The sequence below is a fragment of the Aeromonas bivalvium genome (genome assembly GCF_046078285.1).
Classification (GTDB): Bacteria; Pseudomonadota; Gammaproteobacteria; order Enterobacterales; family Aeromonadaceae; genus Aeromonas; species Aeromonas bivalvium.
In genome coordinates this window covers 64,142-81,305 of the sequence record NZ_JBGXBV010000003.1, presented here as the reverse complement: position 1 = coordinate 81,305, position 17,164 = coordinate 64,142, and the positions used below count along the sequence as shown (strand labels likewise).

Here is a 17,164-nt window from a genome sequence, read left to right as displayed (position 1 = left end):
CTAGCCTTCCCCTGAGCCTGGCGGTTGCCGGGCTGGTATCCATTCAACTCTTTCGAGGCTCAAGATGTTCTTCCAGGTCGTATTTCTCGCCTTGCTGGCGCTGCTGCCCATGGTCAACCCACCCACCACGGCCACCCTGCTGCTGGGGCTGAGCAAGGGCATGTCCCGTGAGCACGTGCGCCGCCAGATCAACCTGGCCGCCCTCTATCTGTTTGCCACCCTCTGCGTCAGCTTCTTCATCGGCTCCTCCATCCTGGATCTGTTCGGGATCTCCATCCCCGGCCTGCGCCTGGCCGGTGGCCTCATCATCGCCTTCATCGGCTTTCGCATGCTGTTCCCCGCCCCCGCCCAGGCGGATGACGCCGACATCAACCAGAGCATCGCATTCGTGCCCCTTACCATGCCCAGCATGTGCGGCCCGGGCACCATGGCCCTGGTGATCAGCGGCGCCGCCCAGATTGCCGAGCTGCCCGCCGAGACCAACCGCGTCGTCATCTACGCCGCCATGGTCACGGCGTTCGCCCTGATGAGCCTGCTGAGCTGGGGTGTACTGAAACTGGCGGATCCGGTCTGCAAGCTGCTCGGCGCCACCGGCATCGACGCCATGACCCGCATCATGGGCTTCCTGCTGGTGTGCATGGGCATGCAGTTCTGCATCAACGGGGTCAAGGAGGTCGCCCAGGATCCCGTGTTCCACGGCCCCCCCGTGACCCAGAGCGCCCCTGCCAAGCCCGCCCCCCTCGACTGACTGGGGCGGTTTTTCACCCCCATAGATGACAAAACCCCGGCACAGTGCCGGGGTTTGACGGGAACGGGTAACGCCGCCTGGGGACAATGCAGGCTAGGAAGTGCCGCCCACTGTGAGCTGATCCAGCTTGAGGGTCGGCTGGCCGACCCCGACCGGCACGCTCTGCCCCTCCTTGCCACAGACGCCGACCCCGCGATCCAGGGCAAGGTCGTGACCCACCATGGAGACCTGGCTCATGGCCTCGGGCCCGTTGCCGATCAGGGTCGCGCCCTTGATGGGGGCGGTGATCCTGCCATCCTCGATGAGGTAGGCCTCGGAGGCGGAGAAGACGAACTTGCCTGAGGTGATGTCCACCTGGCCGCCGCCGAAGTTGGGGGCATAGATCCCCTTCTTCACCGAGGCGATGATCTCCGCCGGATCGTACTGGCCCGCCAGCATGTAGGTATTGGTCATGCGCGGCATCGGCAGGGCGGCGTAGGATTCGCGCCGGCCGTTGCCGGTCAGCGGCACCCCCATCAGGCGGGCGTTCTGCTTGTCCTGCAGGTAGCCCTTGAGGATGCCGTTCTCGATCAGCACGTTGTAGCCCCCCGGCGTCCCCTCGTCATCGATGGAGATGGAGCCGCGACGCCCCGGCAAGGTGCCGTCATCGACTATGGTGCAGTGCCTGGAGGCGACCTGCTCGCCGATGCGGCCAGAGAAGGCGGACGACCCCTTGCGATTGAAGTCCCCCTCCAGGCCGTGACCCACCGCCTCGTGCAGCAGCACACCGGGCCAGCCGGCACCGAGCACCACAGGCATGGTGCCGGCCGGGGCATCGATGGCATCTAGGTTGACCAGGGCCTGACGCACGGCTTCGCGCACATAGCCGAAGGCACGGCTCTCGAGGCCATCCAGCTCCAGGAACCAGTCGTAGCCAAAACGGCCACCCCCACCTGCGCTGCCCCGCTCGCGCCGCCCGTCCCGCTCCGCCAGCACAGTGATCGAGAGCCGTACCAGGGGGCGCACATCGGCCGCGAGCGTGCCATCGGTGGCCGCCACCAGTATCTCCTCATAGACGCCGTTGATGGAGGCCATCACCTGGCTCACCGCAGGATCCAGACTGCGGGCGAACTTGTCCATCTGCTCGAGCAGGGCGATCTTCTGGTGCTTGTCCAGGGTCTGCAGGGGATCCAGGGCCGGATAAAGCAGGTTCGCGGAGGTTCTGGCCCACGCCTTCACCTTGCCCTCGCCCCCTGCGGCGGCGATGCCGCGGGCGGCGGTGACGGACTGGGTCAGGGCCCGCAGGCTCAGCTCGTCCGAGTAGGCGAAGCCAGTCTTCTCGCCGCTGACGGCGCGCACCCCGACCCCCTGATCGATGTTGTAGCTGCCATCCTTGACGATGCCATCTTCCAGCATCCAGGACTCGTGCCAGCTGCGCTGGAAATAGAGATCGCCGAACTCCACCTGATGACTCATCAGGCTGCCGAGCAGCTGCTGCAGGCGTCCTTCGTCAAGATCGTTCGGGGCCAACAGGGAGGCACTAACCTGGCTCAATAGACTCAATCTTCTTCTCCACTCTCGTAACGAGCTGTTTTAAATCGTCTTGCCGACGGGTTGGCAACAAGCCACACCATCACAACAAACGGGCATGGGTCAGCACTGGCATGGTGCGATGCAATTCGTCGATAAGCCCAAGCTCCATCTTCGCCAGCACGGTGCCGCGTCCGGACTCTTTGCTCGCCAGCACCCGGCCCCAGGGATCGATCACCATGCTGTGGCCCCAGGTCTGGCGCCCGGTCTCGTGAGTGCCCCCCTGGTTGGCGGCCACCACATAGCACTGGTTCTCGATGGCGCGGGCCCGCAAGAGCGGCTCCCAGTGGGCCTCACCGGTCACGGCGGTGAAGGCGGCGGGCACCAGCAGCACCCGGGCGCCGGCCCTAGCCAGCTGACGATAGAGCTCGGGAAAGCGCAGATCATAACAGATAGAGAGGCCGAGGGGACCAAAGGGGGAGTCCACCAGCACGCACTCCTGACCAGGACTGAAAGTCTCCGACTCCCGGTAGCGACCGTGGTTGTCCGCCACGTCCACGTCGAACAGGTGGATCTTGTGGTAGTGGCCCTTGAGCTCGCCGCTGGGGTCGAACACCAGGGTACTGGTGTGGATATGGTCGGAATCGGCGATGGTGGTCGGCATGGCGCCCGCCACCAGCCAGATGCCGTGGTCACGGGCCCACTCGGCCAGCTGGGCCTGGATGGGCCCCTCTCCCAGGGCCTCTGCCCCGTCCAGATAGCCCTGCCGTTCGCCAAACAGGGCAAAGTTCTCAGGCAGCAGTACCAACAGCGGCCGCTCTTTAGGCAAGGCCGCCAGTTCGGCGGCGATCTGCTCCCGGTTATCCTGCCAGTGACGGCCAGATACCAGCTGTATTGCGGCTAACCACATGACTCTCTCCTTGTCCGCGTTAATCGCGATCCACAATATTCGGGTCTTTATCCATCTCGGCCAGCAGCTTGCGAAGATGATGCCGGACCAAGCCACGCTGGCCCCGTTCCGCCCATTTGAGACAATCGAACAACTCCCACACCAGGCCATCCCCTTCGGCCATATAGGCAGGAAAGTCCCAATGGCTTGGGGCAGGGCCAGATACCTCAAGCGCACCAAGAGAGGAAGTTTTATCGAACAGTGGCAAGTAAGGTTTGGCAAGAGGGAACTCGGCCCCCCGATCAAGGATATGGATCTCGATGCTGGACATGTCGAGGAAGATGAAACGCCAGTATGAACAGACTTCTTCATGTCTTCCTTGCCAGCAGTGAAAGATGAGCCGATCCCCCACAATGGTGCGCACCAGTTCGTCTCCCTGCTTATGGAAGCCCGGCTCGGCCAGCAGCAAGAGATCGACATCGGATACCCGGTCTGCCTTGCCCTTGGCGAGCGACCCGACCACTACCCCGGCATCAATCGCAGGATGGGCTGCGCCATGTTTCATAACCGATTCCAGCAGTGCGCGCTGCAGTGGCGGGATGGCAGCCCAGTGCTCATCCACCATCATAACGGCCCCTCTGACACAACCCGATCCCCCGCCTGCAGGGTGTAATCCAGTACAATGATTCGCTCCAGCACCGGACGGAAGATGGCCTTGAGGGCATCGTGATCAGGATGGGGCAGATAGCGCTGGCGGGCTGCTTCGTCGGCGAAGGTCATCAGCACGCTGTGGGTAAAGCCATCATCCCTCCCCTCCGGGCTGTCATTCTCCCCCCACTCCACGGCGGTCACGCCGCTGACCTGATGGGGAATGGCGAGAAAGGCGGTACGCACCGCGTCTATCTGGGCAGGCAGGGTGTCCGGCTTGAAGGCGATCAGCAGGATATGTCGGATCATGGCTCACTCCTTGTGATGGTGCCGGGCCGCTCGTTCAGCGCTGGGACGGGCCATCATGCTTGGGATTGAGCAGGAAGGGGCTCACCTCCTGACTCTCGGGAGCCAGGGTCGGCGCCACGGCGTCCACCGCCTGCTTCTGCTCCTGATTGAGCTTGATCATGGCCCGGTTGCGGCCCGCCTCGATCAAGCGGGGGGCATCGATGGGGCCCGAGACCCGAAAATCGATGCGGGTGATCACGTCCACCACGGGTTCGAGCAGCTTGGAGAGCGCCAGCACATAGAGCCCTGTGATGGGGGTCAGGGAGAAGGCCGCCACCACCGGCAGCGTGCCCCCCAGGTTGGGGGAGAAGCTGAGGTCGTAGTCCACATGCCAGCGCATGAAATCCAGCACCCCCTCTCCCCTGAGATTACCCGCGGCGCCCTTCATGTAGAAGTCATTGTTGCGGGCCACCCCCTGGCTGATGTCGGCACTGGCGGACATGGACTCGAAGTAGAAGCCCTTGTCGAACACATCGCGAAAATCGAGGCGCAGCTTGCGCAGCAAGGAGTCCAGGCTCAGCAGGGAGAGCAGGCGCGCCCCCTTGTCGTTGACCTCCCGCAGTGTGCCCCCCTCCAGCTGATAGTCGACCTTGCCGGCCAGGCTCCCGAGTTGGGGGCGGTAGGGCACATCCTGCCAGCGAAGGCTCGCCTTGGCCTTGGCCGGCGCATCGCCGATGGGCGAGGTATAGCCGAGCCGCTTGAGCAGCAGCTCGCTGTTCTTGCTGCTCGCCTCCAGCCGGACCCGGGTCTCCATGCCGCTGGCCGTGGCGAGCCAGTCGGCACTGCCGCTGAGACGGCTGTTGGCCAGCGCCATCTCCAGCCCCTTGAGGCTCACCTTGCCGGCGGAGGGCACCAGCTCCCCCTTGATCGAGCCCAGGGGCAGCTCGCCGAAGCGGCAATCCACGCAATTGAAGGTGAGCCAGGGCACGGCGGCCATGATGGCCCTGTCCTGGCTCGCGTCGGCCTTGGGCCGCAGATCCTGGCTGCTGCCGGACCAGTGGATGCGGGCGAACCTGGCATCCACCGGCTGCCCCCCAGCCAGGGGGATGCGCACCACCCCCATCACGTCCGGGCTGTCTATCATCACCTCGGTGGCCCCGGCCACGGGGCCGACCGTGAACTGCACCGCCTTGAGCAGGGCAGTGCCAAGGCGCGCCTGGGCGAGCTGGCCATCCACCCACCACTCCTGGGGCAGGAAGGCAGGCCCCACCAGGGCGGTGGCGCCATCGGCCCGTGCCGGCAGCCAGCGGCCGAGCGCAGCGAGCCAGCCCGCCACATCGGCGCCGGGCTGATTGATGGCGATCACCATGGGCTTGTCCCGCAGCACCCGGTTGCCGGCCCGTCCCACGTCCAGCCGCAGCCGCCGCAGGTAGGGGCTCGCCTCGCCATAGACCAGGCTGCTCTGCAGCGCCACGTCCGACCCGAGAGCACCGTGGATCTCGGCCACCCCCTCCTGGCCGCGCACGCTCACCTTGAGGGGCTGACGCGCCCCCGCCTCCTTGGCAAGGGGGTCGGGCAGGGTGAGGGCCATGCCCTGCAAGTTGCTGTCGAGGCCGAGCTGGAAGTTGAACGGCTTGCCCTCGGGCAGATTCAGCACCAGCTTGCCACGCCAGTCGCTGCGCCCCTGCAAGATGGCAAGGCTGCGGATCTGCGGCGGCTGACGGGCGCTGTCCCAGCTCCCCTTGAGGTCGAGGTCGACCCTATATCCCCCGGACGTCTGCTTGCCCAGATAATCCAGGGTCAGGGGCTGATCCCACAGGCTGGCCTTGAGGCCGCGAAAACGGGTCTGCTCGTTGTCATAGTCGAGCCGACCCTGCACCCGCGTCAGGGGCAGATCCAGGGCCGCCACCCGCACCCGGTTGTTGTTGAAATCGGCGTGGCCTTCGGCCTTCACCTCCCCCTCGCCATCGAGAGGGATGTCCAGCTTGACGCTGCCGCTGAGGGGACCACGCACCTCCAGCTCGCTCAGGGCCTGTCCCACCGTGCCCTTCAGGGGAGACGCCTGCAGATAGTCGCTGATGGCCTTGCCCTCTCCGGCGACCCTGGCGTCGATCAGGAGGTGGGCCCCGGGGTAGAGATCCGGGATCCAGGCATGGACATCGTCGGAACTCGCCTTGCCAAGCCGGGTGGCGCGGCTGCGCATGTCGAGGCTGGCGTTCTGGAACAGCAAGTCAATCTGCAGATCGGTGAGGGGCTGCCAGTCCGGATCGAACTGGAAACGGGCGCCTTTGAGGGGCACCGCCACCTGGAAGATGCCCTCGCCCCTGGCATAAGGGAAGTCCTTGAACTCGCCGTACCAGAGCAGATCCGCCCCCTTGGCCTGCCCCCCCTGGATGGCGCCGCTCAGGTAGTCCACCAGGCTCTTGTCCATCACCTGCAAGGGGAAGTAGCCGTCGGCATGGGCGGCATTCTTGACGTCGATGCGCCCGGTCAGGGCGAGGAAGGGGTGTTCGAACAGCTCGAGTCGAAAACGGCTGGCGAGGGTCAGGTCCGGGTTGTCCAGGGCGATGTCCCGACCGTAGAGCACCCAGCCCTGTGGCGCCTGCCACCAGTCGAGCCGCGCCGAGAAATCGTCGATGGGAATGACCCGCTTGAAGTGGCGGGCCGGGTCCAGCTTGTCCTGGCTCATCCCTAGCCGGGCGCTGCCGCCGTCGGGAGTGAGCCAGAACTCGCCGTTGAGATCCCCCACCCCTGGCACGTCCTGCCAGGCGTTCACCTTGAGGTGGGAGAGCCGGCCGCTCAGGGAGAGCCCCTGCCAGTCCCCATCGGCCTGCAGTACCAGATCCTGCAGCTGCCCCTCGGGCCGGGTCTGCTTGAGGGTCTCGGTCAGGCGAGGGTAGAGAGCGGAGACCAGCTGGCTCAGGTTGGCGATCTGCGCCAGATCCACCGAGGGCACATAGCCCTGGATCCGGTTGCCGATCCGCTCCAGTTGCAGCCGGCTGCGCAGCCAGGGCTCGCCGTCGAGCCTGAAGGTCATCTCGTGGCTGGCGAGCTGCCAGTCATCCCCGTCCCGGCGCAGCTGCACCTTGCCATCCTTGAGGCCGAGGCGGTGGGCCTCACCCTTGGGGTCCTGCCAGATGAGGTAGTTATCGCCAAACGCCAGCAGGGAATCCCCCAGCCGGCCGTCGGCGAACGAACTCCACAGCTGGAAGTCGAGCTGGCCCTCCACCCTGGGGTCGCCCTGGTGAATGCGGGCCAGCAAGGGCCCCAGATTAAGCCGGTTTGCCCCCAGATAGATCTGCCCCTCCAGCCGATCGAGCCGGTGGGAGGGGGTGGTCACGTCGACGATAAGGTCGAGGGTACTCTCCCCCACCCCCTCCACCAGGTAGGCCTTGCCCACCCCCTGATGGCGGCTGCCGCTGTTCTGCCAGCGCAGGCTCGCCACATTGAGGGCGCGCACTGCCCCCAGCGCCGTGGTGACGCTGACGCGGGTGTCGTGCACATCGAAGGTGTCGAGCTGGGTCAGCAGGAAGCGCAGCAGGGCGCGCTGCTGGCCATCCGGTCGCGCCGGGCTGGCGTCGGCCGGCTGGCTCAGATCGAGGTGAATGTCCCCGTCGCCGAGCTGCAACTCCCCAAACACAGGCCTGAGCCGTTGCAGGGATTGCCAGACGTCGAGGTGGGCCCACACCTTGCCAAGGCGCAGGGAGAAACGGCCCGAATCCGGGGCCAGGGTGAAGTCACTCAGGGTCAGCGCCGGTCCGCGCCGGGTCCAGTCCAGCCCCACAGCGGCCACGCTGGCCTCGAGCTGGGTGCCTCCGAGCAGCTGGTCGAGCAGGGCCTGACGATGCTGGTTGAGCAAAGGCCCCCCTACCCGCACCAGGCTGACCAGGATGGCCAGCAGTACGAAGAAGATGCCCAGGGCCAGCCAGCCCCGACTCAACCAGCGATAGATCACTACATCATCACCACATCGAATTGTTCCTGGCCGCAGAGGGGTTCACTGATGACCCGCACCTGCTTGCCGATGAAGACTTCCAGCTCCGCCAGGCTGTGGGACTCCTCCCCCCGCAGATAGTCGGACACCGCCGGGGCGGCGTAGACGGTGAACTGATCCGCGTCGTAGGCGCGATTGACCCGGATGATCTCCCGCAGGATCTCGAAGCAGACCGACTCCACCGTCTTGACCCGGCCGCGTCCCTTGCACTCGGGACACTCGGAGCAGAGCACGTGCTCCAGGCTCTCGCGGGTCCGTTTGCGGGTCATCTCCACCAGGCCGAGCTGGGAGAAGCCGTTGACGTTGGTCTTGGCCCTGTCCTTGGCCAGCGCCAGTTCCAGGCTGTGGAGCACACGGCGGCGGTGATCCTCGGACTGCATGTCGATGAAGTCGATGATGATGATGCCGCCGAGGTTGCGCAGCCGCAGGTGGCGGGCGATGGCCGCCGTCGCCTCGACATTGGTGTTGAAGATGGTCTCTTCCAGGTTGCGATGGCCGACGAAGGCGCCGGTGTTGATGTCCACCGTGGTCATGGCTTCGGTCTGGTCGATGATGAGGTAGCCGCCGGATTTCAGCTCCACCTTGCGCTCCAGGGCGCGCTGGATCTCGTTCTCCACATCGTAGAGATCGAAGATGGGGGACTCGCCTGCGTAGTAATCCAGCTTGCCGGCCAGTTCGGGCACGTACTCCTCGGTGAAGCGCTTGAGCGCCTCGAAGCTCTGGCGCGAGTCTACCCGGATCTTGTCGAGCTCGGCGCCGACGAAGTCCCGCACCACCCGAAAGGCCAGGCTGGGATCCTCGTAGAGGATCTTGCAGGGGGGGTACTTCTGCTTGCGCTCGAGGATCTTGCGCCACAGGCGCTTCAAGAAGGCGGCGTCCTGCTCCAGCTCCTGCTCCCCCACCCCTTCGGCGGCGGTGCGGATGATGTAGCCACCCAGATCGTCCACATAGCCGGCCACGGTACGCTTGAGGCGTTCCCGCTCCGCTTCGGACTCGATGCGCTGGGAGACGCCGACGTGGGCACTGCCCGGCATGAACACCAGGTAGCGGGAAGGGAGGGTGATGTCTGTGGTGAGGCGGGCACCCTTGGTACCGAGCGGGTCTTTGACCACCTGCACCATGATGTCCTGCCCCTGGCGCACCAGCTCGGCGATGTTACCCGCCTGGAACTGCTCCTTCTCCTTCACCGCCACGCATTCGGTGTGGGGCACTATGTCGGAGGCGTGCAGGAAGGCGGCCTTGTCCATGCCGATGTCGACGAAGGCGGCCTGCATGCCGGGCAGCACCCGGCTGATCTTGCCCTTGTAGATGTTGCCCACTATGCCGCGCTTGGCCTGGCGTTCCACATGCACTTCCTGCAGCAGGCCGTTTTCGACCAGGGCAACCCGGGTCTCCGAGGGGGTGACGTTCACCAGCAGTTCTACCGACATAAGTTACCTTGTCTGTTCTAGTTTGAATTCTGGGCAGCCATCCGGCGCAGGGCGGAGGAGGTAACGGGGCAGAACGAAGAGACTCAGCCTGCCTGTTCCAGATGTGCCTTGATCAGAAGATCCGTCTCCAGCAGGGGCAGGCCGACCACGGCGCTGTAGCTCCCCTCGATGCGGCTGACAAATTTGCCCGCTATCCCTTGAATGCCATAGGCCCCGGCCTTGTCACAGGGCTCGCCGGTACGCCAGTAGGCCTCGATCTCGGCCTCGTCCAGCTTGCGGAATGCCACATTGGTGGTGACCAGCCGCACGTCGCAGCGCTCCGGGGTGGCCAGGGCCACCGCCGTCATCACCTGATGCACCCGGCCCGACAGTGCCTCCAGCATATCCTTGGCGTCGAGTAAATCCGAGGGTTTCTCGAGTACCCGATCGCCGAGCACCACTATGGTGTCGGACCCCAGCACCGGCAAGGCGCTCGGGGCGATGGCCAGTCCGGCCATCGCCTTGTCCCGGGCGAGGCGGCAGACGTAGTCCTGGGGCTTCTCCCCTTCGAGACGCTGTTCCGGCACATCCAGCCTGAGCACCTCGAAGCGATAACCCAGCTGGGTCAGCAGCTCACGACGACGGGGCGAGCCGGAGGCGAGATAGAGTTGCAGTTCGTTGTGTTTGCTCATAATCACTTGATATTGAAGCGGCGGCGCACCTTGCGCAGCACCAGAAACACCCAGGGCCATATTAACATCGTGGAGAGGGTGGACCAAAAATAGGCCAGATTGAGACTGGCACGACCGAACAGATGCTCGGCCCAGAAGATGGTGAGCTTACCCACCAGGGAGAGCAGCCCTATGATGAAGGCCTGCTGCCAGAGGGAGAAGTTGCGGATCTTCTGGAACTGGAAGGCCGCCAGATAGGTGGTGATGGCCATGGCCATGGCCCGCACGCCGAGGGTGCTGCCGAGCAGCACATCCAGCAGCAGGCCCGCCACCCAGGCGGTACCGACGTTGGCCCTGTGGGGCAGCGCCAGGGCCCAGTAGATCAGCACCATGGCGAGCCAGTCCGGGCGAAACGGCTCGAATTGATGGGGCAGCGGCATAATGGAGAGGCTCAGGGCCAGCATGACCGAGAACCAGATCCAGACTCGCCCGCTCGCGGGTTGCAGCATCAGGGGGTCGCTCCCGCGGCCGGAGCGGCAGGCGCAGCACTCGCCGCCGCCTCGTCATGGACCTCAGGGGTCTTGTCGGTCCACAGCAGCAACAGGTAGCGCAAGCGGTCCAGCGCCACCAGGGGCCTGGCTTCGACCTGGGCGAAGGGTTTGCCCTCCACATAGTCGGAGCGGGTCACGGTCGCCACCGGGTAACCTTCCGGGAAGCGGCCGCCGAGACCCGAGGTGACCAGCAGGTCGCCGACCTGAACGTCGGTGTTGCGGGGCAGGTTGCGCAGCTCCAGCTTGTCCAGCTCGCCACTGCCGGAGGCGATGGCGCGCAAGTCGTTGCGCAGCACCCGCACCGGGATGCCGTGGCTGGAGTCGGTGATGAGCAGGACCCGGCTGGTGGTGGAGCCCACGTGGAGCACCTGGCCGACCACTCCCTGATCGTTGATCACCGGCTGGCCGTTGTAGACGCCGTCCAGCGCCCCCTTGTTGATCAGCACCTGATGGCTGAAGGGGTCGGAATCCACCGACAGCAGCTCGGCCACCATCTTGCGGGACTCGTTATGGACGGGCGAACCGAGCAGCTCTCGCAGGCGCTGGTTCTCGTGTTCCAGATGATCCATCTTGAGCAGGCGCGAGCGCAGGGTGAACAGCTGCTGCTCCTGCTGCTTGGTCTGCTCGATGAGATCGGCACGGGTCTGCACCTGGGTCGACATGGTGTCGAGCAGGGAGCCGGGGGCATTGGCCATGTATTGCAGCGGGCTGACCAGGGAGCTCAGATAGACGCGGACGTGACTGAACACACCGAAGCGGGAATCCGCGACGATGGCAGCAACCGAGATGATGACGGCGAGAAACAACCGTAACTGAAGCGAAGGGCCTCTACCAAAAATGGGTTTCATGAGTCGTCAAAAAAGAGCCGGCGCTCGGCCGGCTTTGGGTCTTATTCGTAGTGGAACAGATCGCCACCGTGCATGTCGATCAGCTCCAGCGCCTTGCCGCCGCCGCGGGCGACGCAGGTGAGGGGATCTTCGGCCACGACGACCGGGATGCCGGTCTCTTCCATCAGCAGACGGTCGATGTCCTTGAGCAGGGCGCCACCACCGGTCAGCACCATGCCGCGCTCGGAGATGTCGGATGCCAGCTCGGGCGGGGACTGCTCCAAGGCCACCATGACGGCGGAGACGATGCCGGACAGCGGCTCTTGCAGCGCTTCCAGGATCTCGTTGGAGTTCAGGGTGAAGCTGCGGGGTACCCCTTCGGCCAGGTTGCGACCGCGGACTTCGATCTCGCGCACCTCTTCTCCCGGGTAGGCGGAGCCGATCTCGTGCTTGATGCGCTCGGCGGTGGCTTCCCCGATCAGGCTGCCGTAGTTGCGACGCACGTAGCTGATGATGGCTTCGTCGAACTTGTCGCCACCGATGCGCACGGACTGGGAGTAGACCACGCCGTTCAGGGAGATGATGGCCACTTCTGTGGTACCACCACCGATATCGACCACCATGGAGCCGGTCGCTTCGGAGACCGGCAGGCCGGCACCGATGGCGGCAGCCATGGGTTCATCGATCAGGTAGACCTCGCGGGCACCGGCGCCCAGGGCGGATTCCTTGATGGCGCGACGCTCCACCTGGGTGGAGCCGCAGGGTACGCACACCAGCACGCGGGGGCTGGGGCGGAAATAGTTGTTGTCGTGAACCTGCTTGATGAAGTGCTGCAGCATCTTCTCGGTCACGTAGAAATCGGCGATCACGCCGTCTTTCATCGGACGAATGGCGGAGATGTTACCCGGGGTACGACCCAGCATCTGCTTGGCGGCATGGCCGACGGCAGCGACCGATTTGGCGTTCCCGCGCTCTTGGCGAATGGCGACAACTGAGGGTTCGTTAAGGACGATCCCTTGATCTTTTACGTAGATCAGGGTGTTGGCAGTTCCCAAATCGATCGACAGATCGTTGGAAAAGACGCCTCTGAGCTTTTTGAACATGGCTACGGGAAATCCTAAGAATTTGGAGGTGCAGAAAACCGGCTAACTTTACCAATGCCCACCCCAATGGGCAAGCGCTCAAACTGTCGCCAATCAATCAGGCGCGACAAAAATGCGAGTCATTACTCACCCGCTCGGGCCGACAAACACTAAGAAACAAGGAGATAAGGGGGCAGGCTCTCCTCACCCCCCGGCATCTGCCCTTCAGGGCATCACTTCGCGGCGATAAATAATTCTGTCATTACCGCGCCCCATGCCAAAGATCGCTTCTCCCATCAGATGTTTTTCTGTGGCCGGGTCCACCAGCCAGCTCGGCTGTTCGGGTTGATTCTCCAGCACGACACGGTAGGGAATGCGAACGGCAACATTCGGCGCAGAAAAATGGAACAAGATCTCTCCCTGACTGGCCTTGGCCATGCTGCCTGCCGTCGCCAGACCGCTCAACGTCAAGGTGCTACTAAAAGACTGGGCTGACACCTGGCCTGTGACCTCATAGGAACCGTTGTTGAGACTGATCGTGCGCGTCGGATCCAGACTCGTTGCGAGATCAAAGCCATCATGGTCCAACGTCAGTTGAGTGCAGACATCCGCCTGATTAATTTTCCACTGCCCCCCTTCGAAATACTGCACCTGCAACGGCAGCGCCAGCGGTGCACTGGCCGCACCCTGGCGGGTGCTGGCCAGCAGGCGGCCGTAATAGATGACCATGGTGTTGTTCGTTCCCTGCGGAATGTCGAGTTCCTTGGCGGTGCAGTTCACCCCAACCTGACAGTTGCCGCTGACTGCAGGGTCCATGTTCCGTTCGCTGAGGAAGCTGGTCTCGGGGCTCTCGCCATCGGCCACCATGAGGCCCACTCGCAGTGCCAGCAAAGGCTCTTCCGGCGCGCTCAGTCCCGGGGTGAGCTCGAGTAAACGGGCGAAACGGTTGTGCTCATTGATCTTGGCCTCTCCAAGTTTCCAGTCCGTTGCCAGAGGAGCCAACCGGTTGGAACGATCCACCCCGTCCTGGTTGTTCTCAGCCACCAGGGAGAGCGTGCCCCTGGCAAAGGCTCCATCGTAGTTCTTCGTGACGTTCCCCTCCTTGTTGCGCGCCCGCACCAAGAGATTGACCCCGAAGGGCTGGCTCATATAGCTGAAATCACCACAGGCGGGCGTGACAGTGCCGCTCGTCATGCTGAAGTCCCAGGGCACGAAACGCCCCACAGGCACGCTGGTCGCGGGGGGTATGGTGTAGTTGAAATAACCTGCCGCCGGCGGCGTCGCCGTCATCCGGAACACCCCGACCTCGTCCACCGACTGGCCGACGGAATTGAGGTTGTCGCCGCCCTTCTGGTTGGAGTGGTCGTAACTGGACGTGCCGACCACCGCCTCGACACCGGGCTTGGGTGCCACCAGCTCGCTACCCAGCGCGATATTGGCCAGAGCGAAGTTGGGAGTCGCCAGATTGCCGTTGCACAGGTCCGTGTCATCGTCCGCTTGCCAGGCCACCCCTTTGATATTCAGCTGGAAGGACTCGCCGGTCTTCTTGAACACGGGGCAGCTGGCATCCCCTGCCGCGCAGGTCCCCTGGGCAGGCGTGATGCAGAGCCCGACCGGGCGACTGACGAACAGATCCGAGCCCGTCATCACCAGACTTGCCGTGTCGCCGCTGCCATCGTGGCGGGCATTGAGCCGCATCTGGCCCGCATCCGGGTAATTCACGGTAAGAGTGGTCTCACCCTTGGCATCGAAGCTCAGGTTGCTGGTGGTGGCCGCAGCTTGCGAGGTGCCGATGGCACTGTCATTGACCGTCACCTTGCTGCCAGAGGGGTTGCCCGTCGGGCTGACATAGCTGCTCCAGAAGCTGACCGGCTTGCTCACATCGGCAAAGCCGGGCACGCACTGCTGGCTGGCATCGTCTTTCTTGACCGCCTTCATCACCACCTGCTGGGGCTTGTTGGCATAGGTATCCAACACATCAAAAATAAAGCCGCTGTCGGCAAAGTTCAGGGTGCAGGCGGCAGGACTCAGGGCACCGCTGCCCGCCCGGCAAAGCGTCTCGCTAAGCGGCTTGGTGGACGGCGTCGAGCCGCTCACCCCCACGGTCACGGCCCCTGATAGGTTTTGCCGCAGCTGCAAGCTGGTACTGCCACCGCTGAAGCTCACTGTGGCACTGTTGCCGCTGTAGCTCACCTGGCTGCCGGCGACCCAGCCGTTGCTGCCGCTCTTTGCCGGTATCAGTGTGGCGCTCACGGGATCGGTGAACAACTGGCTGCAACTGGCGTTGGCGCAGGCCCGTATGGTGAGGGTTTCCGGGTTGCAGGTCAGGGGCTGGCCGCCATGGTCGAACTCGAAGTGATCTATCTGGGTCCCCACCGGACTGGACTTGAGGGCGCAGATCCGGACGTTGTCGAGTTCATGGTAGTTGGTCACCGAACCGGTGGAACCGGTCAGCGACAGCAGGAAATTGGCAGGGACTGCCGCCTGCCCCGTCTGGTTCATCATATTGACCGGGCCCACCAGCGTGCTGTAGCCAGAGCCCGTGTTCCGTTCGACCGAGGCGAGTGAGCTGCCGGCAGTGCGCGAATCGATCGTGATGCGGTAGCGATGAGGGCGATTGCCATTGGTTCCGCTATCGACCGCAGGATTCAGATTGCTCGCCGTCCCCGCCAGATAACGATACCCCGAGGTACCCGAACTGGTACCTGAACCACGAATGGATACCGCCTGAGGGCGAGGCCCGGGATTATAAGATCCCCCTTCGTTGGCATAGTTGCCGTACTCATCGAGACCGACCCCCATCCAGCCCCCGGCAAAGCCGCTGATCCCCGCCTTGAAGCCATAGCCCAGCGGCCCGCCGAAGGCGCCGGGCTGGGGCGTGACCGTCGCATCGGAGAGCACCACCGCCATGCCGTCTGCCCCGCTCGAGCCTGAGGTCTTGTAGGCATACTGATCGAACTCTATGGTCACCAGATTATTGGCCCCGGGGAAGAGGCGCTGGAAGGTCGCGGAGGTTGCCTGATTGGTCGTGTTCTGGGTCAACCGCAGGCGGCCATTCTGCAAGGAGGGCAGTGTACTGCCATTGCGCTGGGCCACCACCCAGCTGCTGCCCAGGGTGCTGGCGGAGAAGTCGTCGCTGAAACAGGTCAGATCCTCTTCACAGATGCCGGGCCAGTCTCCGGTGAAGGGCTCGTGGATCACCCTGCTGTTGTTCGTCATGGTGACATTGACCGCCGACACGGCTCCCGTCAGCACGGCCTGACCACTCATGGCCAGATCGTCCGCATTGACATAGAGGATGGCGTTGAGCCTGGCGTTGTCGCGCATGGTCATCCTGCCAAAATGATAGAACAGCAGATCGTTGGCCCTGCCCCCGGCATTGACCTCCATCTGGTCGCTCAGGGTGAAGTCGCTCTTGAGGTAGAGCTGGGCGGCCTCGCCGCTATCGAAGATCAGCTTGTCATTCTGGCCGAGCTCCAGCCTGTCTATCCAGTGGCTGCCGCCACGAAAATAGAGGCGGATGTCGGAGGTGCTTTGATGCTTGAAGGTCTTGACGTAATTGGCCTGCAGGTAGCCATTGATGACGCCGTTGTCGCTCACTTCCAGGCTTTGGTGGAGCTGGAGCGTCAGATCGCTACGACTGCCCGCTGCCGTGATCCTGCCCTGCCCCTTCATCTGGAGGGCATAGACGCCGAGGGTACTTTGCCCCTGCAGGGTCATGACGCTGTTGTCCTCCACCGTCAGTGCCCTGATGGCCCAGTCCCCCGCCGCCATGGGCAGCTGGCTCTGTCCGCTCAGGCTGGCCCGGTCGAGATAGTGAGGCTGAAAACTGGCCGTGACATTGCCAATCGAGCTGGTCGAGAGTGCCAACCGGTCGTAGACGGTGACACTCGCACCGGACAGCTTGCCGTTGCCCGAGACCGTCAGATCGTCGACATGCAGGTTGCCATTGCCCTTGATGCCATCCGAATAACCCGTCACCTGCACCGTCTTGGCATAGACGGTCGCGCCATTGAGATCGAGCACGGCCCCGCCAGAGAGGGAGAGCGTCTCGAAGTGGTAGGTTTGCCCCGAGCGCAGGGTGGCCAGGCAGTTCTGGCTGCTCCAGTTGGCATTCCTGTATTGTCTGGCGGCGGGAGAGATGGTGCCGGTGCAGGCCAGGTTGTTCTGGCCACTGAAGCTGGGGAAGTCGCCGGGATTGGCCGGGAACTCGTCGGGATCGCCGATGAACACGAGATCCTTGAGGGGGCTTGCCAGGGCGCCGCTGACGTTGCAGTTGGAGATCCAGGTGCCCCCGTTCCAGTAGCCACCGTTATTGCAGTTGGCGTTAGGCTGGATGTTCTTGCGAATGAAGGGATAGCTGGTTCCCACCGTCGCGCTGGTGATCTTGCTTTCGTTGCTCATGGTCAGCACACCGGGAGCGGCGTGACTCTGGACCGGGTAGGCGAATGCCGCCATACACTGACTGGCGGCCTCGACCGAGGCGGAGCACCAGATCAGCGCCAGGCACAGGGCGGGACGAAAGCGGGGCATCATGGATTCTCACTC

General features: G+C 64.0%; 12 protein-coding genes. 1 reads left to right on the top strand and 11 read right to left on the bottom strand.

From position 1 onward, the window contains the following. Positions 1–64 precede the first annotated feature (64 nt). Positions 65–748: a MarC family NAAT transporter gene (locus ACEUCR_RS09785; protein ID WP_408789799.1), complete on the top strand. Its 684-nt coding sequence runs from the start codon at positions 65–67 to the stop codon at positions 746–748. Positions 749–841: 93 nt separating this feature from the next. Here the strand turns inward: ACEUCR_RS09785 and tldD are convergent, their stop codons facing one another. From tldD to ACEUCR_RS09730, 11 genes are all read right to left on the bottom strand, one after another. Further along, positions 842–2,290 carry a metalloprotease TldD gene (tldD, locus tag ACEUCR_RS09780; RefSeq protein WP_408789796.1) on the bottom strand — a complete coding sequence of 483 codons (1,449 nt, stop codon included), beginning with the start codon at positions 2,288–2,290 and terminating at the stop codon, positions 842–844. 70 nt (positions 2,291–2,360) lie between these two features. Further along, complete coding sequence (locus ACEUCR_RS09775; RefSeq protein ID WP_408789793.1) at positions 2,361–3,167, bottom strand: carbon-nitrogen hydrolase family protein; 807 nt, start codon at positions 3,165–3,167, stop codon at positions 2,361–2,363. 19 nt (positions 3,168–3,186) lie between these two features. Beyond that, positions 3,187–3,774 carry a nucleotidyltransferase domain-containing protein gene (locus tag ACEUCR_RS09770; RefSeq protein WP_408747053.1) on the bottom strand — a complete coding sequence of 196 codons (588 nt, stop codon included), beginning with the start codon at positions 3,772–3,774 and terminating at the stop codon, positions 3,187–3,189. Next, positions 3,771–4,103, bottom strand: coding sequence for a Dabb family protein (locus ACEUCR_RS09765; protein ID WP_408747052.1), 333 nt, complete (start codon positions 4,101–4,103; stop codon positions 3,771–3,773). Before ACEUCR_RS09765 ends, ACEUCR_RS09770 begins: the two co-directional genes overlap by 4 nt. A gap of 34 nt (positions 4,104–4,137) precedes the next feature. After that, positions 4,138–8,037 carry a YhdP family protein gene (locus ACEUCR_RS09760; protein WP_408789790.1) on the bottom strand — a complete coding sequence of 1,300 codons (3,900 nt, stop codon included), beginning with the start codon at positions 8,035–8,037 and terminating at the stop codon, positions 4,138–4,140. After that, positions 8,037–9,506, bottom strand: coding sequence for a ribonuclease G (rng, locus tag ACEUCR_RS09755; protein ID WP_042001162.1), 1,470 nt, complete (start codon positions 9,504–9,506; stop codon positions 8,037–8,039). Before rng ends, ACEUCR_RS09760 begins: the two co-directional genes overlap by 1 nt. An 83-nt stretch (positions 9,507–9,589) precedes the next feature. Continuing rightward, complete coding sequence (locus ACEUCR_RS09750; RefSeq protein ID WP_042001165.1) at positions 9,590–10,177, bottom strand: Maf family protein; 588 nt, start codon at positions 10,175–10,177, stop codon at positions 9,590–9,592. Between the two features lie 2 nt (positions 10,178–10,179). Next, a complete protein-coding gene (mreD, locus tag ACEUCR_RS09745) occupies positions 10,180–10,665 on the bottom strand; it encodes a rod shape-determining protein MreD (RefSeq protein WP_392441687.1) in 486 nt (161 codons plus the stop codon). Further along, complete coding sequence (mreC, locus tag ACEUCR_RS09740; protein WP_042001171.1) at positions 10,665–11,555, bottom strand: rod shape-determining protein MreC; 891 nt, start codon at positions 11,553–11,555, stop codon at positions 10,665–10,667. The genes mreD and mreC overlap by 1 nt, the downstream gene beginning before the upstream one ends. 41 nt (positions 11,556–11,596) lie before the next feature. Next, a complete protein-coding gene (locus ACEUCR_RS09735; protein WP_005308111.1) occupies positions 11,597–12,637 on the bottom strand; it encodes a rod shape-determining protein in 1,041 nt (346 codons plus the stop codon). Positions 12,638–12,841: 204 nt separating this feature from the next. Continuing rightward, complete coding sequence (locus tag ACEUCR_RS09730; protein ID WP_408789787.1) at positions 12,842–17,152, bottom strand: DUF6701 domain-containing protein; 4,311 nt, start codon at positions 17,150–17,152, stop codon at positions 12,842–12,844. Positions 17,153–17,164 lie beyond the last annotated feature (12 nt).

Bases quoted from the DNA above. Each gene is read 5' to 3' on its own strand.
- mreC (WP_042001171.1), bottom strand. From the start codon at position 11,555: ATGAAACCCATTTTTGGTAGAGGCCCTTCGCTTCAGTTACGGTTGTTT.
- ACEUCR_RS09735 (WP_005308111.1), bottom strand. From the start codon at position 12,637: ATGTTCAAAAAGCTCAGAGGCGTCTTTTCCAACGATCTGTCGATCGAT.
- ACEUCR_RS09750 (WP_042001165.1), bottom strand. From the start codon at position 10,177: ATGAGCAAACACAACGAACTGCAACTCTATCTCGCCTCCGGCTCGCCC.
- rng (WP_042001162.1), bottom strand. From the start codon at position 9,506: ATGTCGGTAGAACTGCTGGTGAACGTCACCCCCTCGGAGACCCGGGTT.
- ACEUCR_RS09775 (WP_408789793.1), bottom strand. From the start codon at position 3,167: ATGTGGTTAGCCGCAATACAGCTGGTATCTGGCCGTCACTGGCAGGAT.
- ACEUCR_RS09730 (WP_408789787.1), bottom strand. From the start codon at position 17,152: ATGATGCCCCGCTTTCGTCCCGCCCTGTGCCTGGCGCTGATCTGGTGC.
- ACEUCR_RS09765 (WP_408747052.1), bottom strand. From the start codon at position 4,103: ATGATCCGACATATCCTGCTGATCGCCTTCAAGCCGGACACCCTGCCT.
- ACEUCR_RS09770 (WP_408747053.1), bottom strand. From the start codon at position 3,774: ATGATGGTGGATGAGCACTGGGCTGCCATCCCGCCACTGCAGCGCGCA.
- ACEUCR_RS09785 (WP_408789799.1), top strand. From the start codon at position 65: ATGTTCTTCCAGGTCGTATTTCTCGCCTTGCTGGCGCTGCTGCCCATG.
- mreD (WP_392441687.1), bottom strand. From the start codon at position 10,665: ATGCTGCAACCCGCGAGCGGGCGAGTCTGGATCTGGTTCTCGGTCATG.